14 protein-coding genes are annotated in these 18125 nt (G+C 39.1%); all 14 read left to right on the forward strand.

Annotated elements, in window-relative coordinates; translation table 11 throughout:
• Positions 1 to 214: 214 nt before the first annotated feature.
• The 14 genes from D1092_RS00985 (at position 215) to D1092_RS01045 (ending at position 18083) form a co-directional block, all read left to right on the forward strand.
• Positions 215 to 601 (forward strand): hypothetical protein, encoded by a 387-nt coding sequence (locus tag D1092_RS00985; RefSeq protein WP_120121788.1) that lies wholly within the window; start codon positions 215 to 217, stop codon positions 599 to 601.
• On the forward strand, positions 589 to 1932 hold the full coding sequence (locus tag D1092_RS00990; RefSeq protein WP_120121789.1) for an MATE family efflux transporter: 1344 nt from the start codon (positions 589 to 591) through the stop codon (positions 1930 to 1932). The genes D1092_RS00985 and D1092_RS00990 overlap by 13 nt, the downstream gene beginning before the upstream one ends.
• Before the next feature lie 1030 nt (positions 1933 to 2962).
• Positions 2963 to 4858, forward strand: a complete 1896-nt coding sequence (locus tag D1092_RS01005) for a site-specific DNA-methyltransferase (RefSeq protein ID WP_148255597.1) — start codon at positions 2963 to 2965, stop codon at positions 4856 to 4858.
• A 28-nt stretch (positions 4859 to 4886) separates the two neighbouring features.
• Positions 4887 to 8090 (forward strand): restriction endonuclease, encoded by a 3204-nt coding sequence (locus D1092_RS01010; RefSeq protein ID WP_241436789.1) that lies wholly within the window; start codon positions 4887 to 4889, stop codon positions 8088 to 8090.
• A gap of 144 nt (positions 8091 to 8234) precedes the next feature.
• Entirely contained in the window at positions 8235 to 8420 is a 186-nt protein-coding gene (locus D1092_RS01015) for a hypothetical protein (protein WP_120121793.1), read from the forward strand.
• Between the two features lie 11 nt (positions 8421 to 8431).
• Positions 8432 to 8710, forward strand: coding sequence for a GNAT family N-acetyltransferase (locus D1092_RS01020; RefSeq protein WP_120121794.1), 279 nt, complete (start codon positions 8432 to 8434; stop codon positions 8708 to 8710).
• A 646-nt stretch (positions 8711 to 9356) separates the two neighbouring features.
• Positions 9357 to 9527 carry a restriction endonuclease gene (locus tag D1092_RS10005; protein ID WP_167309293.1) on the forward strand — a complete coding sequence of 57 codons (171 nt, stop codon included), beginning with the start codon at positions 9357 to 9359 and terminating at the stop codon, positions 9525 to 9527.
• Positions 9528 to 9601: 74 nt separating this feature from the next.
• The gene (locus D1092_RS10175) at positions 9602 to 9679 is read left to right on the forward strand and encodes a hypothetical protein (protein ID WP_277623160.1); all 78 of its coding nucleotides are present in this window, start codon (positions 9602 to 9604) and stop codon (positions 9677 to 9679) included.
• A gap of 570 nt (positions 9680 to 10249) precedes the next feature.
• Positions 10250 to 11500, forward strand: a complete 1251-nt coding sequence (locus tag D1092_RS01025; RefSeq protein ID WP_120121795.1) for an MFS transporter — start codon at positions 10250 to 10252, stop codon at positions 11498 to 11500.
• A 569-nt stretch (positions 11501 to 12069) separates the two neighbouring features.
• On the forward strand, positions 12070 to 12168 hold the full coding sequence (locus D1092_RS09730) for a hypothetical protein (protein WP_420914086.1): 99 nt from the start codon (positions 12070 to 12072) through the stop codon (positions 12166 to 12168).
• A gap of 107 nt (positions 12169 to 12275) precedes the next feature.
• Positions 12276 to 12674, forward strand: a complete 399-nt coding sequence (locus D1092_RS09655; protein WP_210247576.1) for a class I SAM-dependent methyltransferase — start codon at positions 12276 to 12278, stop codon at positions 12672 to 12674.
• A gap of 269 nt (positions 12675 to 12943) precedes the next feature.
• Positions 12944 to 14713: a 50S ribosomal protein L7/L12-serine acetyltransferase gene (rimL, locus tag D1092_RS01035; RefSeq protein ID WP_120121797.1), complete on the forward strand. Its 1770-nt coding sequence runs from the start codon at positions 12944 to 12946 to the stop codon at positions 14711 to 14713.
• Between the two features lie 647 nt (positions 14714 to 15360).
• On the forward strand, positions 15361 to 16788 hold the full coding sequence (locus D1092_RS01040) for a glutamine synthetase family protein (RefSeq protein ID WP_120121798.1): 1428 nt from the start codon (positions 15361 to 15363) through the stop codon (positions 16786 to 16788).
• An 11-nt stretch (positions 16789 to 16799) separates the two neighbouring features.
• Positions 16800 to 18083, forward strand: coding sequence for an NAD(P)/FAD-dependent oxidoreductase (locus D1092_RS01045; protein ID WP_120121799.1), 1284 nt, complete (start codon positions 16800 to 16802; stop codon positions 18081 to 18083).
• The last annotated feature ends 42 nt before the right edge of the window (positions 18084 to 18125 follow it).

An 18125-nucleotide genomic window follows, 5' to 3' on the forward strand; every position in this document is an offset into this window, starting at 1 on the left:
CTCGTCAGCTAAAATCACAAGATTTATGGAAAAATTTCATTCCCACTGCCACAGATCTATTTTGGCTATCGGTTGAGGGACGTGTATGACCTCTCAGTTAAGAGATGGTGCTTTATATTCTGCGTATTGATTTTGAAACTAATTCCATTGTACAAAATCTTCGAACAGGACGATTAGTCCCTCGTTTATTTTTTATATTTTTAAGTGGTCTTTCTTGCCAGGAATTCGTTTTTTAGGGGGAGCATATCAAGTTTTGTACCAAGAAATTTTCCCCCAAATTTTATTGAAAATACTGCAAATGGATGTGCAAGATGAACAAATACTTGCTGAGGATATTTTATCAACGATTGTAGCTGTTTTGGCGCGTAATGTTGTACAAAAAAACGCATGGCATGAAGTCCAAAAAAACAATAAAGGCGCATTGCATTTCTCCTTTAAGAACAGGGCATCTCCTCTTAGCTTAATGGGGGCTCGTTATGCATCCTTTACGCAAGATTTGCGATGGAAAGACTTGACGAAAAAAGTCAATGCGTTTTGTTTAAAAGATCTAGACTTAATATGCCCTTCAATAGGGAAGGGTGTTTCACAATGTTTGTTGTGATGAAGAAATTGCTCTCTCTTGGTATGCCACTGGCTATTGGGTTTATCTCTCAGATGATGATTTCCTTCACAGATGCAGCACTTGTGGCGCATTTAGGTGTTCAAGCCTTGAGTGGTACAATGTTAGCTCTGAGTATGTTTAGTTTTGTTATGTTATTGGGACTAGGGATTATTACCGCTGTTGCACCAAAACTTGCGGAAAGCTTTCGCAGACAAGATAGATATGCATTGAAGGCATGGTTTGATCAGGGAATATGGCTTTCCCTTTTGATTGGAATGATGAGTGCGATTATTTTACTCAATACGAGGAATATTTTATGTCTTTTCGGCCAAGATGAGGCAATTGCCCATATAGCGCAGGAATATAATAGTGGCGCTGCTATAGGGGTGGTGTTTTTTTATCTTTATGTAAATAGCCGCGGATTACTTTCAGCAATTGGTCATCCAAAGCCCTTAACTTTTGTTATGCTTGCAGCTATTCTGGTAAATTTTCTTATCTCTTGGCCGCTTATTTTTGGTATAGGTCCAGTAAGCGGATTTGGTGTCTTTGGTGCTGGGATTGCGAGTAGTTTGATCCGTATTTTGATTGTTCTGGCAGTAGCAATAATTCTGTCCCGCAATTCTACTTTTAGTTCCTTTCACTTTAATTATTTAAGACCAAAGTTAGAAATTGCACGAATAATACAATTACTGCGAGTAGGGATTCCCATTGGTATTCGTATTCTTATTGCGGAGGGCTTTCCTTCTGTCATTGCCTTCATGATTACGGCTTATGGGGTCGAAGCTTTGGCTGCGCATACGATTGGAATGCGTCTTGATATGCTTATTTCTGTGGTAGCTTTGGGGATTTCCAGTGCAGCCGCGACCATAGCAGCGTGGTATCGAGCAGATGAGAATCATATGGCTCTAAAACAGTTACGTATGAGTATCACAGTTTTTGCTGCAGCTTATGTCTTGTTTTTATCAGGGATTGTATATCTCTCTTATGAATTTATCCTTACAACCATCTTTGATATTTCTTCAGTCCGCGTTGTTGTTCTCTCTTGGGAGTTGCTTCCGTTTGTCTTATTGTCTTTTGCTTTTGGCACTTTAGGAGCTATGCTCAATGGCATACTTGTGGGTTTGCTTGATACGTTTTGGTCAATCATTGTGGTCACAATAAGCTATTGGGGGGTAGGCTTATTTGGAGGCGCGCTCTTGGCATATTTTTTTGAATATGGCTTTATGGGCTATTGGCTTGGCATGATTGGCGCAAACTTAAACGTTTCTTTCTTTAATTATATGCGCGTGGGTTATTTAATAAAACGCAATTCTCTGTTTGGAGTGGGGTGAGTGTTATAAAAGCACTCTAAGCACTCACTGTGAAGGCATAGCTCCTCATCCTCCATAGAGGTTGTTTACTTCTATGGAGATAACAGCATAGGTTACAAAACTTACATCATATTGAAAAGGGGGACCTTTGATTATGACCTCAATATGATCTGTTGAGTTTTGAAAATAATATGCGTTTATGAGAAACATTCAGCCTTACAATGAGAAATAAGCTCGGTAAATGGGAATAGTTTAATACTGTAAAAATGACGAGAAAAGTATGTCTATATTTATAAGCTGTTGAGGGGTCATTTTAAAAAAGTTATTGTTTCTATAAGTTAAGGACAATGGCGGTGTTAAAGTGCGTTTGTCAAAATAATCGCCAGCTGCTGATGGTGTTATTCTTGCAAGTCCTGCTTGCGCGGACAAGGGAGAACTAAAAGTAGATGCCAACATAATCCCTTACGAAATTGGTTTTTATTATGTCTAAATAAATTATGAAGAAATTTATGTTTTAGTCGTCCGTGATAATACTTGTTTGTGCGTGATCAAGCCTCATGTAAAGGAATTTTCAAATTACCCATGGTGATATGTCGTCAAATTGGCGATTCAGTGCTTCGATTTCTCAGAAATGTAGCGGGCACTAGAATATAACCATATTAGGGATGGTCTTGTGCCAATTGATAAGCTTACTGATAATGTTTGTAAGTGCCATAATAGCGCACAAAGAGAAATGAAAAACCGCCGTCTTTAATTATGCAAAACAGCGCGCCGACTTAGAGCGCGAAATTATTGTTCTTGCAAAGCAAGACAAAAAAAGCAAAATGATCAAAATGTGGTAATGCGAACTGATCTAGCTGACTTGCATAAGAGCAAAGAGATAAAACAAGCACAAGAAACTTTGCAAAATAAAGAGAACAGCTTATACGACATTTTGCATGAAAGTAAATTTGTAGAGGATACAGAAATAAATGGGATAAAAGGAATTGCAACGTACAAAAGAAATATTCATAGACATATTTTATACTAAGCGTAACGGAGAAACGCAAAGATGAGTATAATAGCGGGTGAAGATAAAATAGAAGGCATGAGTCAAAGCCCAGTTAATCCAGACATGGAGAAGTTAAAAGCAGTATTTCCGCAATGTTTTGCTGAGGGCAAGCTAGATATAGACCAGCTTCTTAATCTATGCGGCGAATATATCGATAATGATTTTGAGAAATTCAAATTTGAATGGAAGGGCAAAGGAGCGAGTTTAAAGCTTGCACAAAAACCTTCACTTGCAACTTTGCGTCCGAAGCGCGAGGAGAGCGTAAGCTTTGATAATACACATAATCTTTATATTAAGGGCGATAATCTTGAAGTATTAAAGCTTATCCAGCGGGCTTATTTTGGCCAAGTGAAGATGATCTATATAGACCCGCCCTATAATACGGGGAATGATTTTATCTATGATGATGATTTTAAAGACCCGTTGGCGCGCTATAAGGAAGTGACGAGCCAAACGACCAAATCGAATCCTGAGACAATGGGGCGGTTTCACACGGCGTGGCTCAATATGATTTATCCGCGCTTGCGTTTGGCACAGACCTTATTGCGTGACGATGGGGTGATATTTATCTCGATTGATGATCATGAAGTGCATAATTTGCGCAAAGTGTGCGACGAGGTGTTTGGCGAGGAGAATTTTAGAAACGTTTTTATCCTGAAACGTTATGATAAAAATATCAATAGTCAATTCGTTCAAGATGGATTGGTTAGCTTTAATACTGGTTTTGAGTATGTGCTTTGCTATGCTAAATCTAGCAAATTTAAATTTAACCCTGTGTATCGGGAAGCGAGTGAGAAACGGCAGGCAGCAGGATACTGGAAAGGTTTCTGGAATAATGCTGATCGTCCAACGATGCGTTACGATATTTTAGACTTTACGCCAAATGAGGGGCAATGGAAATGGTCAAAAGAAAAAGCAGAGGAAGCGATTGCAAATTATGTTGATTACTTAGAAAATCATTCCTCTATTTCACTAGAAGAATATTGGAGAAAGACGGGTTGCACTAAAAAATTTATACGTAGAAATCCTTCTGGCAAGGGGAAAAATATGGGCGTTGAACATTGGATTCCGCCTACAGAAAATATTTTACGAAATACAAACTGGTTAGATCATTTTGCCTCTAAACCGTTAGAAGATTTTAAGGGGGCGTTCGATTTTCCGAAAAATCCAGAGGCGATAAAGGTTCTATTAGAAAGTAGTACAAGCGAGAACGACATAATCCTCGATTTTTTCGCGGGCTCTAGCACGACCGCCCACGCGGTGATGGACTTAAACGCGCAAGATGGCGGCAATCGTAAATTCATCATGGTGCAATTGCCTGAATTGTGTGATGAGAAGAGCGAAGCTTATAAGGCTGGTTATAAAACTATCTGCGATATAGGAATTGAACGTATTCGCCGCGCTGGTGCACAAATTAAGCAAAAGCATAAAGCAGAACTCATAGGTGAGCAGCCTCTAGACACTGGATTTCGTGTGCTAGAGCTCGATAGTTCTAACTTTCCCATATGGGACGATAGTCCGATTGATCCGAATGCACTTGATGTTAAAGAACAATTGCGAATGCGCTTTGATCATGTTTTGCGGGGGGTAAATCCCGAGCACTCTCATCAAGATATTATTTTCGAGATCATGCTTAAATATGGTTGGTCACTGGATTTAAAAATTTATCCTTTACCAATCAATGGAAAAAAATTCTATTATATAGGCGAGAGCGAAGGCGATGTCTTGGTGATTATAGCCATAGATCCGCCTTTTGAACCTGAAGATGCGGAGGAGATGATAAAATATTTGCCCGTAAAAATCGTAGCGCTTGATGCGGCCTTTGAAGGTGATGAGGCGCTTATTAATTGCGACTTTATCTTTAAAGACAATGAAGTAAGTTTTGATAAAATTTAAACTATAAAGAGACGATTGGGGCGTCGATATGAAACTTAAATTTAAAAAACAAGAATTTCAAAATGATGCGGTTAAAAGCGTCACTGATTTATTTAAAGGACAAGCGCGAAGAGCTTCTTCTTTTTCCTTGCGTTCCGAACCAGGACAATTAGCGTTAAAAGAATTTGGCTATGGTAATCAATTATCGATTAGTGATGAAAGCATATTAGCAAATTTACGAGAGGTGCAACAGAACAATAAACTCTTGGTGAGTAAGACGCTAGAGCAAAAGCAGTTTTCTATTGAGATGGAAACGGGGACAGGCAAAACCTATGTCTATAGCAAGACGATTTTTGAGTTAAATCAACGCTATGGCTTTACTAAATTTATTATTGTCGTACCAAGTGTTGCGATTCGCGAAGGGGTATATAAATCACTGCAGGTAACGAGGGAGCATTTTCAAGCAGAGTTTGATAATCTGCCCTATCGTTATTTTATTTATAATTCAAAAGATCTTTCGCAAATTCGCCAATTTGCAAACTCGACCAATATTGAAATTATGATTATCAATATTGATGCATTTAAAAAAGCAGAAAATATTATCAATCTTCCGCAGGATAAACTGAATGGCGAAAGTGCTATGCGCTATATCCAAGACACAAATCCGATTGTGATCATAGATGAACCGCAATCAGTGGATAATACAGCAAAAGCGAAGGAGGCTATTGTAAGTCTTAATCCGCTTTGTGTTTTCCGCTATAGTGCCACGCATAAAGATGAGATTAATCTTTTATATCGTCTAACACCTGTTGATGCTTATAAAAAAGGACTGGTGAAGCAAATTTGTGTCTCTTCTAATCAGATAGAGAAAGATTTTAATCGTCCCTATATTGCTCTGAAAGGCGTATCACACGAACATGGCTTTAAGGCGCGGTTAGAGCTAGACGTTGCCGGCAAAGGCGGCACTGTCAGCCGCAAGACCATGACGGTTAAACCAGGGGATGATCTGTATCTCATTACGGGCGGGCGTGAGCTTTATAGGGGGTACATTGTTTCGGGTATCAATTGCATGGCGGGGGATGAAGCCGTTGAGTTTTCTGATACTGAAATTGTTAAATTTGGCCATCCGCTTGGTGATGTGAATACAATAGAGCTTAAACGTGCGCAAATTTATCGCACTATAGAAACACATTTAGATAAGGAATTGCGGCTTGTACCTTTAGGGATCAAAGTTTTATCACTTTTTTTTATTGATGAGGTGGCTAAATATCGTAGCAATGATGAAGAGCCCGCGCTTTATGAGCGTATGTTTGAAGAATGTTATGAAGAGCTGTTGGCGAAAGAGAAATATGCACTCTTGCGGACTAGGTTTACGCAAAATGTTCGAAACGTGCACGGGGGTTATTTCTCGCAAGACAGGAAGGGAGTGTATAAGGATACAAAAGGCGACAGCCAAGCTGATGATGACACTTATAACACAATTATGCGAGATAAGGAGTGGTTATTATCTTTTGCATGCCCCTTACGTTTTATCTTTTCGCATTCAGCATTGAGGGAAGGCTGGGATAATCCGAATGTGTTTCAAGTGTGCATGTTGATTGAGCAAAAATCGAATTTTACTGCACGGCAAAAGATTGGTCGCGGTTTGCGCTTGTGCGTAAACCAACAAGGTGAGCAGGTAGAAGATAAAGATATAAATGTGCTGCATGTCATGGTGAATGAAAGTTTTGCTGAGTTTGTGAGTACATTGCAAAAAGAATTAGAGGCAGATATTGGTTATAAATTTGGTACATTGCAGATGGAGCAGTTGGTTGGCCGTATGTATGAAGATGTAAAATATGTGGCCGCTAAAGTGGAAGTGCCGCAAGCACAAAAAATTGTTAAAACGCTTGTTGCAAAAGATTTGATTGATGAGGCGGGTGTCGTAAAAGTAGATCAAGATTTAGTGGCTAGTGAATTTGAAGCTATAGCGACGTCGGAAATGCCACGCGAGTTATATCAAGAAATTGTCAAAAAAATTAATGCAGGCGCGCTTATTAATGTTGAGACGCTGCAAGATCTGACGTATACAATAGCTGTCATGGAAACAAAGACTCTGTCTTCGCAAGAGGCTGCTGGTATATTGGTTGAGTTGCGTGAAAAAGCCTTGCTTACATCAGCAGGGAAAATTACAGATACATTAAAAATGCAATGGGCGGCTGGGACGTTGGATTTAAGTGAACGTTTTAGTAAAGGGCAGAAGCAAGCTGTGCTGCAGGCGTTAGAAGCAAGCCAAGCCATGCCGATTATTCGTAATGCTACACGTGAGGTGCGGGTTAAGCTTAAAAAGCAAACAGTTATTTCGCCGGAGTTTTTATCCTTGTGGGAGAAGATCAATAAAAAGACCACTTATCGTGCAAAGCTTGATCACACAGAGTTTGTTGCCAAAGCAGTGGATGCAGTGAAAAAAATGGCGCCAGTTGCGCCTGCGCATTTGGTTTATCAGACAGCAGAGATAGAACTGGATAGTTCTGGTGTAACCTATGAAGAGAAGTTATTAAAGCAGAGTGCGCTTGATTATAGTTCGTGTGCACTGCCGAACATCATACATTATTTGACCTTAAAGCTGAAATTAACCGCAAAGACAATTATTGGTATTTTGATAAAGAGTGGTCGTGAGCATGAGTTTGTGAAAAATCCACAAGCTTTTTTAGAGCGCATAGAAGAAATACTCAATAAAACCCATGTTAATTTGGCAATTGATGGCATTAAGTATTTAAAGCTAGTTGGGAAAGAATATAGTGTGCAAGAGCTTTTTACCAGTAAAGAGCTTGTGGCGAATTTAGAGCGTACAGCTGTTGTGAGTGAGAAGAGTGTGTATGATCATGTGGTTTATGAAAGCAGTGTGGAGAAAGAGTTTGCACAAAGTCTTGAAAATGATCCTGAAGTCAGATTGTTTTTTAAACTGCCAAGAAGTTTTAAAATAGCCACTCCCATTGGTTCTTATACGCCGGATTGGGCGGTATTTTTAGAGCGCGAGGGCGAACAAAAGCTTTATTTTGTTCTGGAGACAAAAGGAGCAAGCAGCGAGTTTGATTTGCGCCTTAAAGAAATACTGAAGATTAAATGTGGCAAAGCGCATTTTGATGCACTGCAAACGAGCGTTGTATTTAATGACCAGCCGGTGACAAATTGGCGTGCATATAAGCGTGGGGTGTCGGCGAGGGACGGTGTGACGGGGACGCCAAGTACTGAACTCGTCGCTGCGGAATGAAGGGGGTATGGGGAAGAATAAGTGGCTTGTAGCAACACGTTATATTCTTTTGAAATAAATTTATGAATTTAAAAGTTTGAAGAACTTGATAGGGTCTATTTTTAAAGCAACAATAAAATAGATTAATATTCGCGGAGAGTGTTTATGGAAGTTGCAATTCCCCAAGCTTTGTTGTCTGATGCGTTAGAAATCAGCCGCTTTCTTGTTGAGACTTGGCATGATACTTATGATGCAGTGCTTGGTGCAGATGTTGTTACAGCTCAAACGGATAAATGGCATAATATTGAAGCTATAAGTGATCAGATCAAAAATGTGGTACCTTGTTCTTGATAGCAAGGTGGATGGACAAAATTGCTGGCCATATATTTTTTGATTGTTCTGATAAGGATAAAGCTTATTTAGCAAGGCTTTATGTGCTACCTTCCTATCAGCGTTTAGGAATCTGCGAAAAACTGCTTGAACAAGCTATAGCGATCAATAAGATACAAGGTAGGATTCATCTTAAAGTGAACAGCGAGAATATCAAAGGCCTTTCCTTTTGTGAAAAATTAGGTTTTAAGAGAATTGGTCAATTATACGAAGATGGGGGAACACTTTTGATTATGGAGAAAGAGATATAAAAAGTTTTGCTTTTTTAAGTCATTAAAAGGGATAATATGTGTCTCTATTTGAATTTTTTACGTTAAAAGTTCTAAGCGCGGAATAATAACTTGTATTACACAGATTGCTCTTTGCTTTAATGTTGCATTAGTTCTCTTTATTATAAATGCATGCGGTTTATGCGAGGCAGGGAATTCGCAATCTGTTAATTTACAATTTTACAGCAACATGTGGGGTATATTCTTTAAGTCACTTCCATAATTTAGAAGCTGTTGGTACAGAAATGTTAGCTCCCTTGTGCTGGTAATGAGGGTTGGATGACGTGATTATCGCAGCGCATTTTTGTTCTCATCAATCCGAAACCAAGTTATTTCAGACAAGGGCTAAATATGTGTTTTGGGATTATTATTTTGATCAGTCATAGGTACAATTTTTAAAAGGTGGTCCATATGGATGGGTTTGGAATATAGTATTTTTGGGGGACACTCGCCTGCACAATGCATTTTCGTGTTGGTTGATTGAGCAGCTGGTCTCATGATCAAAGCCACCACCGCATGTTGTTGATGTTTTTCGCTCACGTGCAGATGATAAAATAATTGCTGAATGTGTGCAGCGTAAATAAAATTGATTCTACATCTGTAAGATGAGGTCATAAAAGGCGATCATATGGCCGGCGGCGGTCAATGGAAAAGAGTTTATGATCATGTGATTTGTGAGAGCCGTATTGAGAAAGAGTTTGCGCAAAATCTCGATAATGCCCCTGATGTAAGATTGTTTTTTAAACTGCCAAGGAGTTTTAAAATTGTAACGTTCATTGGCTCTTATACGCCAGATTGAGCAGTATGAGCGCGCGAGGGTGAACAAAAGCTTTATTTTAGCTGGAGACAAAAGGGGCAAACAGCGAGTTTGATTTGCGCCTTAAAGAAATGGCGAAGATTAAGTGCGGAAAAGCGTGTTTTGATGCCCTGCAAAATGGATGTTGCTTTTAATGATCAAGCCGGTAACAAATTGGCGTGCGTATAAGCGTACTTTGCTTCAAGGGGTGCATAATTTCCAAGTGCTGCGGTGGTTGTTGTAGAATGATTGGTGCATGAAATACTTTAATATGGGCGCGGGGGAAGAGCAAAGCTTTTTATATCAAAATAATACATTGACAAAAAAAATTAGCTATAAAGTAGCTATAATGTGTACTTCATGTTATTTAATTGTTTTCATTATGATTGATGCGTGAAATACTTAGCTTAAGCGTGGGGAGGAGAGTAAAACTTTTTACATCAAAATAACAAATTGACAAAAGGTAGCTATAAAGTAGCTACAGTATGTGCTTCATGTTAAATTTAATTGTTTTCATTTAATACAGGAGGTAAAGTTATGAAAAATAAAGATATGTATAAACCACTGAAAAAAATTCAAATTAAGCGGGTTGATGTTACTGCGCTCAAAACTCTGTCAAATGAGCAGAAAATGGCTACTCGACGCTCCCTTGCGAATTGAGGTTTAAAAAAACTATAAAGCTGGTGGCAAAAAAGCTGCCAGCTTTATAGCTTTAGGATATATTAATGGCGATAGATTATGAAGTTAAAAAATTGCTCTATGGCTGTGCGGCAATGAGCGGGGTTCGGCTGATTACAGGTTCCTTCCATGCTTTTTTTTGGTTGTCTATGGGCGTTAGTGTAACACAGCTCGCTTTGTTGCAAATTGTGTTTAGCGTGGCTATTTGTATTTTTGAAGTACCGTGTGGGATTTTAGGAGATAAAATCGGCGTTAAACAAAATGTTATCTTTTCATGTTTCTTTTTTTCACTCTTCTTCTTTTTATGTATCTACGCGCCTAATCTTTCTGTCTTAATTCCGGCAGAAATTATTTATGCTTTAGCCTTTGCTTTATGTTCTGGCGCTGATAGCGCGTGGATTAAAGGTTTAATCGACGGCAGTCTTTACAAGGGTAGTTTGGTCTATCACCAAGTAAACGCCTATAAGCGGGAACTAACAGCATTCATGAATATGATTGCTGGTGCACTAGGTGTTCTTATTGTTTTGTCTATGGATAATTATCAGTCGGCATATTATTTTTGTTCTTTTGGGTTTCTCGTGCTTGTATTCTGGTTTAGTCGGGTGAGGGGAGTGGGTATTGCATCCGTTGGGAGTAGTCAGCTAAGAAACTCAGGTTCTTTGTTGCATGCAACAGAAGCTTTTGTTTATTTAGTTACCTCAAAAATCGGGTTATATTATATATTGATATGTGGTTTTATTGTTGCTGCCTTGCAGCCAATATTTCATTTTTGGCAACCTTTTATTTTGGAACAAACAGGAGCATTAGATAATGCAACAGGGAAGACTAAAATTCTTATTCTTGGCCTGTGCTTTGTGTCTTATAGTTTTGTCAAATACTTATTTAATCGCTTTGTCATTAAATATCTTATGCAAAAATATGCTCCTATGGCGATAACTTTGTGCTCGCTAGTCCTGAGTGCTGTTGTTATGCTTGCTCTGCTTCTTGTTGCGAACAGTTGGGCTCCCATTATTTTATTCACCATATTTCACAGTTTTTTTTCTGTCCCTGTGACGCAGTTTGAAGCAGAATTTTTTAAACATATTCAACAAAAGAACGCGAATACGGTTTTATCTATTGTGAGTTTTCTTGCGCGTATTTTTGGTATTTTAGCGCTTATACTGATTGGTTGGTTGGCAAGTAATATTGGTATAGAAGCAGCTTTTTGTTTCGCTTTGCTTTGTATATGTTTGGTTATCCCGCTTAATTTGGCCTGGCTTTATACTGATAAAAAGTTAATAAAAGGCGAGGGGGCTTGAGAGTGAAGATACAGTTGAACAAGGCCTTGCCTATGACTTACATAAAGACACAGGAAAAAATAGTGTGTGGGTCATTTTATATGGATTTCATCGAAATGAATAGCGGTCTATCATTTTTAGGAGAGATGCTTACAGATTTGAATGCGCCAAATAATTGTGCTGCTATAAGCCAGAAATATCGGAGCGAACATATCAAGAGGCTTATGATATTGATGTTTTGCTAAAGAGTGGGCGCATATTAGATTTTGTAAAAAAAACGCAAGCTTTTTTAGAGTGCGTGGAGGAAATCTTCAATAAAGCGCATGTCAATCTCACTATTGATAGTATTAATAAGCTGGCCAAGACTATAGCGTGCAAGAATGTTTTGCAAGTAGCGAACTTTTGGCGAATTTAGAACGGACCGCTGTGACGAGTGAGAAAAGCATGTATGATCATGTGGTTTATAAGAGTAATATTGAGAAAGAATTTGTGCAAAATCAATGATAATGTCTCAGAAGTAAAATTATTTTTTTATTACCAAGGAGAGCTTTAAAATTGTGACGATCATAGGCTCTTACACGCCGGATTTGGTGGTGTTTTTAGAGCGCGAGGGAGAACAAAAGCTTTACTTTGTGCTGGAGATCTGTTTAAAAAATCCTATAAGGAGGAAATTATATGATGGAGCTTAGTGATTATTTGCGAAGTTTGAAGACGTTTGTTCGATGAGTCATGCTGATTTTGTGGCGCTGATGAAACAGGATAATACGCCGCTCGGTGGTAACTATACTGTTGATTATTGGATAAGGATGCTAGCATTCATCACGAGTCTGTGTTGTTGGATCTTGCTGGCTCTACCGGTTACAGTTTGCGTTATTATTTTGAAAAAACTGGATCTTCTGTTGAGGGCATTAGTATATCTGAAGTAGCAATCATTATTGCTCGCGAGTTAGCAGCTAAGCTTGCAGCGGATGGCCGTTTACGCTATCAAGTTTCTGACGCCTGCAGGCTTCCTTTTTATACAGAAACGTTCACTTATGTACTCGGTGAATGTAATTTTGCATTTATTCGAGCAAGAGAACAAGCCCTGTCTGAGGTCAGTTGTGTTTTGAAAGGAGAGGGCGTTCTTTGTACTTCAAATTTTTACTATAGAAGGACGCCTAGCGATAAAATGATTATTGACATTTATAGCGCCTAGGATTCAAACTTGATCCTGCTTGGACGCTGCATTATTGGCATGACTTTTTTGGCAAAGCAGGATTGGAACTGGATCATGAAAAGAATGATGAATTATTGTCTTGTCCCTATGAAGAGCTTAAAGAAAATCTTCGTAGATATATTAGAATTGCAAATAAGTTTACTTGTCAGCTTGAGGAAAATACGCAGGAAGCATTTTATTCAGCAGTATCTTGCTATCCGTGCTCCTCTTAATGCTCAACGAGATTATCAGGGAGTTACCATACAGGTATGGCGCAAAAAATAGTAGATCAAAATATTATCATGGCAGCTAAACGACTGTGTGAACGCCAGCCTTATGGCGACGAGCCATTTTTTATATTCGATGTTGATTCTGCGCTGGAACGGGCTCTGCGTTTGCAAGCGGTCTGTCAGCAATATTTTCTGGACGCAGTTATTGCTGTTTCGGTTAAGTCATGCTCGTTAGGTTTGTTGTTGCGACTAATCGCTGAGCACGGACTTAGCGCAGAAGTATGCTCGGCAGATGAGCTTCAGCTAGCTTTAAAGGCTGGTTTTACTGGCGATAAGATTGTATTGAATGGGCCTTATAAATCTCTCAACGATCTTTCTCAAGGGATTGCTAAAAATGCACTGATTCATGTCGACAGTCCGCACGAACTCAAGGCCATAATTGATCTGGTTTCTGATACTGACCGCGTAGTGGGTCTTGGCTTAAGATTGGCACATTTTTACAAAGATAGCCAGCGTTCTCGTTTTGGCGTGACAGTGGAAGAATTTGAGGAAGAAATCGTTCCCTTGCTGCAATCTTGCAAGAATGTTTATCTTAAGGGCTTTCATCTTCATATCGGTTCGAATCTGGAAAGTCCGGTACGAATTATTGAGAACTTGCGTGATTGGCTTCCCTTCCTTTTAAAAAATATGCCTAAGGGAGGATATCTTGATATAGGGGGCGGATTTCCAGCAGACTCCTTCTCAGCAGATGCTGAAGTTATGGCTACGAAACCACGGGAGTTTTTTCAAGGAATTTTTAATGTTTTATCTGAACAAGATCCCACTTTACCTGCTAGATGGAAATTGTTTTTTGAGCCTGGTCGGTATATCAGCGAAGATCATGGTTATGCTGTAGGGAAAACTGTGAGTATTAAAAAGCGCGGTCAGGTCGATATTATACAGACAAATATCGGCATTAACTGGATACCTTCTGCGCGTGTTTGGCATCATTCGCTTGTGCCCTTAGAAGAGAAAAAAAACGCTCGTGGTAAACATGGTCAGATATTAGCAGGTTTTAACTGTTTTGAAAATGATTGCCTTTTTCCCAAGGAGGATTACGGTTTGGGCCAAGATCAGTTGTTTATTATTCGCGGTTGCGGTTCTTATGATTTACAAACTGCTCATGAATGGACGCGTCTTAAACCTCCCGTATATGCTTTATACAAAAAAGATATCGTAACAGCTAGGCTTGCAGAAAATGCCTTACCAGCTGGGCGAGTAGACTTATTGCATGCAGAGGAAGCTATTAGTGTGGATAAAAATATTCAACTCGCACCCGCGTCCTCGAGATATGCTTCCGAACTTTTTAATATCATAGATCGTAATAGAAAAGAATTCAGTCAATATATGGCTTGGCCACGTTATGTTATGAATGAACATGATGAAGCTATTTTTCTTGACGTTTGCTTTTTGCAACATCAGAAGAATGATGGAAAAACATATGCTATTTTGTTTGATGAAGCTCCAGTGGGATTACTTTCTTTCAATAGGATTGATAGTGGTAATAAGACCGCTTATATCGGCTATTGGCTTGATTTAAAACTTCAAGGAAAAGGGATTATCACTAAGTCTGTGAGAGCCTTGATACAGTCTTATTTGAAATCTGGCGAAATCAAAAGATTTGTCATAACATGCTCCGTAGACAACCAAAAAAGCAATGCAGTAGCACAGCGCTGTGGCTTTGAGCTTGAGGGCAGATTGAGAAAAGCTGAATTGTTGAACGGCGTTTTTCATGATCAGAATATTTATAGCTTTATAATGTCTGATTAGCTAAAAAAGTATTTCTTGATATATTGTATGGGTTGTACCGATGAGGTAGGTCGTCAATACTAAATAAAATTCAGTCGCGCAAATAAGAAGTCATATGGACAGTGTCTGGAGAGGGGCAAAAAAATCATTGAGGGGGCTAGTGCTTTAAATCAAGCTAGATTTGTTAGCAGAATAGGAAATTTGCCTTTCGTTCAGCCGTCCACCAATTCTGGGTGCTTCTCGTTGTTTCAAGTGTTTATCGCAGTTGCGGTAAGGCGCAGTTAATGAGACGCTATGATTGGGTATCTTGCTGTATAGATTTAGCAAGCAGAAGTGGCGGTGCGTATCGCTTCTTTGTGTCCATGAAGAGTAGAGATGTCATAATTACGTTGAGCATCCACTATAAGATTTTATACGATTATTGCTTGCCAGAATGGCTTTAGGTCTTTTGTTTTTTACAAACAGAACGTTAGTATCGATGTATCGCGATAGTGCCATTTTTCACTATGTTTAATATGATAAGCAGCTTATAATAATAATAAGGTCTCTTTCACCTTGATGGGAGTTGCATATTCTCTAAAATGAAGTTGATAAGGGTTTTTAGTAACGCTTAAACATGAGATGATACCATAAGAGCGGGCTTTGATTGTTTTTTTAATTGGTGTGTTATGGCTGTAAAAAATGGTAAACAAATGAAAAAAAAGAGCTCTAAGCCTGTTTGTGGTTTTCTTAAAAATTTACGAGGTGTAAGAAATTGGGAGCAAGTTTCGCAGTGGCTCGCTTTCCGTAATGTAGAAGATATTGAATGTATTACGCCTGATCAAGCAGGAGTACCCCGCGGCAAGATGATGCTTTCTAAAAAATTTACCTCGGAAACATCATTGGCATTACCTTCAGCGGTTTTTGTCGCAACAATCTCAGGAGATTATCCTGAAGATGGTCATGGTTTTGAATATCCCAAAGCAGATGGTGATCTACGCCTTGAACCTGATTTGTCTACATTAAGTATTGTACCATGGGAAGATGCCCCCACAGCACAAGTGATTTGTGATCTTGTCTATCAAAATGGACAGGTTGTGGATTACACACCACGAAATGTTTTACGAAAAGTCATTGATTTTTATACGAAAATGGGACTAAAGCCTGTTGTTTCACCGGAAATTGAGTTTTATTTGGTAGAAAAAAATCCTGATCCTGATTATCCTTTAGTTCCTCCAGTTGGTCGTTCTGGACGTTCAATTGGTGGGGGGCAGGGCTATTCGATTGCCGGTGTGAATGAGTTTGATGAGTTCATTGATGATATTTATCATTTTTCGGAAGCACAAGGGTTGGAGATTGATACACTCATTCATGAGGAAGGGGCAGGTCAGTTTGAAATAAATTTACGCCATGGTGATCCCATCGAATTAGCTGATCAAGTTTTTATGTTTAAACGAACAATTCGTGAAGCAGCACTAAAGCATAATATGTATGCCACTTTTATGGCCAAGCCTATTCAAGGGCAGCCAGGTTCTGCGATGCATATTCATCAATCAGTTGTTGATAAGAAGACGGGTATGAACATTTTTACACAAAAGGATGGTGAAGAAAGTGTCTGTTTTCGTCATTTTATTGGTGGATTACAAAGGCATATGGCAGGAGCACTTGTAATGCTTGCACCTTATGTAAATTCTTATCGACGTCTTATGCCTGATATTTCAGCACCTGTTAATTTGCGATGGGGATATGACAACCGTACCACAGCGTTTCGTGTCCCTCGTTCTGCTCCTCAAGCACGACGTGTTGAAAATAGGCTTCCCTCATCAGATACTAATCCTTATTTAGCGCTTGCGGCTTCTTTAGCTTGCGGTCTCATTGGATTACAGCAAAAGCTTGAACCCGATGAGCCAACAACAAGTAATGTGAATGCTGATAACATTGAATTACCGCGTGGCCTTATTGAAGCGGTCAATTTATTTGAACAAGATACAGCGATACGTGCTATTCTAGGAGATGTGTTTGTCAGTACTTATGCTGCAATCAAACGTCAAGAGTTTGAAACTTTTATGGAAGTAATTAGCCCGTGGGAGCGCGAATATCTCTTGCTTAATGTCTAAGGTTTATCACGATGATTGGCTCTAATCCAATTTCTCCAGGACTTTCTTGGTATGAAGATACTTTAAAAGAACGCCCCTCTTATCCTTCGTTTTGTGAAGATAGAAAATGTGACGTGGTCATTATTGGGGGTGGATTGACAGGCCTTTCAGCTGCTTATCATTTAGCGAACACTGGAGTAGATGTTGTTTTATTTGAAGCTTCACGTTTTGGTGATGGGGCTTCAGGGCGCAATGGTGGACAATTGGGAACAGGGCAACGGCAATGGGTCGAAACATTAGAGAAAAAATATGGTTTTGAGCGCAGTAAAGTGTTATTTGATTTAGCAGAAGAAGCTAAAAAGGATATTTTATCTTTATGTGCGATGCCTGATTGCCAATGCGATTTTATGGTAGGACAGCTTTCTGTAACCCATAAAAGGCGTGAGCTTCTCTCTTATCAACACCATATTGAAACGATGCAGCGTTATGGCTATCACGCGCTTACCTTTATGGATAGGGCTGAAACATCTAGGCGACTTGGATCGTCTTTTTATTGTGGTGGTATTTATGATGCGGGTACCGGCCATATAAACCCCTTAAAATTGACTGTTGGGCTGGCAAAAAGAGCTAAAAATGCTGGTGCTAAGCTTTATGAGAAGACACAAGTAACAACCGTGAAGAGCAAGGGAGCTCATTGGACAGTAATAACAGAAAAAGGAAGTATAACAGCAGAGTATGTTTTACTCGCAACGAACGGGTATAAACTTGGTTTGCAGCATTTTGTTCAAAAAAATATTGTTTCTATTCGCTCGTATATTGGAGCAACGGAACCATTACCAAAGAACAGTTCAATTCTCATGAGGGGTGAATCAGTTGATGATTCCCGTTTTATGGTTCGCTATTTTCGCAAAAGCATCGATAATCGTCTCTTATTTGGTGGTGTAGAAAGTTACAATAATAAGAATCCTATAAATTTAGAAAAACGTATAAAACGGCAAATTGCTGAAATTTATCCTCAATTACACTCTATCAATTTAACTCATCGTTGGGGGGCAACGGTTGCCATCACGGTTGAACGTATGCCTTATGTTCGCCAACTTTTCTCTAAGATGACTTATTGTGGCGGTTATTCAGGGCATGGCGTTACGCTTGCTCCTTTTATGGGAAAATTATACGCAGAATGGTTGACTGGGAATCATGAACGTTTTGCCCATTTTCAGAACTTAAAGATTTCATCCTTTCCCGGAGGAAGCATTTTGCGTTATCCGTTTATATTTTTAGCAATGCGTTGGTTTTCTTTAATGGACCATTTTTAACAGAAACATTGATTGAAATGTAGAAAATTAATGGCTTATTTA

It is taken from the genome of Bartonella krasnovii (assembly GCF_003606345.3).
In the GTDB taxonomy this organism is placed as follows: Bacteria; Pseudomonadota; Alphaproteobacteria; order Rhizobiales; family Rhizobiaceae; genus Bartonella; species Bartonella krasnovii.

Excerpts from the sequence above, each read along its gene's own strand:
- D1092_RS01025 (WP_120121795.1), top strand. The coding sequence starts at position 10,250 with ATGGCGATAGATTATGAAGTTAAAAAATTGCTCTATGGCTGTGCGGCA.
- D1092_RS01020 (WP_120121794.1), top strand. The coding sequence starts at position 8,432 with ATGGACAAAATTGCTGGCCATATATTTTTTGATTGTTCTGATAAGGAT.
- D1092_RS10005 (WP_167309293.1), top strand. The coding sequence starts at position 9,357 with ATGGCCGGCGGCGGTCAATGGAAAAGAGTTTATGATCATGTGATTTGT.
- rimL (WP_120121797.1), top strand. The coding sequence starts at position 12,944 with ATGGCGCAAAAAATAGTAGATCAAAATATTATCATGGCAGCTAAACGA.
- D1092_RS01015 (WP_120121793.1), top strand. The coding sequence starts at position 8,235 with ATGGAAGTTGCAATTCCCCAAGCTTTGTTGTCTGATGCGTTAGAAATC.
- D1092_RS01010 (WP_241436789.1), top strand. The coding sequence starts at position 4,887 with ATGAAACTTAAATTTAAAAAACAAGAATTTCAAAATGATGCGGTTAAA.
- D1092_RS01040 (WP_120121798.1), top strand. The coding sequence starts at position 15,361 with ATGGCTGTAAAAAATGGTAAACAAATGAAAAAAAAGAGCTCTAAGCCT.
- D1092_RS00990 (WP_120121789.1), top strand. The coding sequence starts at position 589 with ATGTTTGTTGTGATGAAGAAATTGCTCTCTCTTGGTATGCCACTGGCT.
- D1092_RS01045 (WP_120121799.1), top strand. The coding sequence starts at position 16,800 with ATGATTGGCTCTAATCCAATTTCTCCAGGACTTTCTTGGTATGAAGAT.
- D1092_RS01005 (WP_148255597.1), top strand. The coding sequence starts at position 2,963 with ATGAGTATAATAGCGGGTGAAGATAAAATAGAAGGCATGAGTCAAAGC.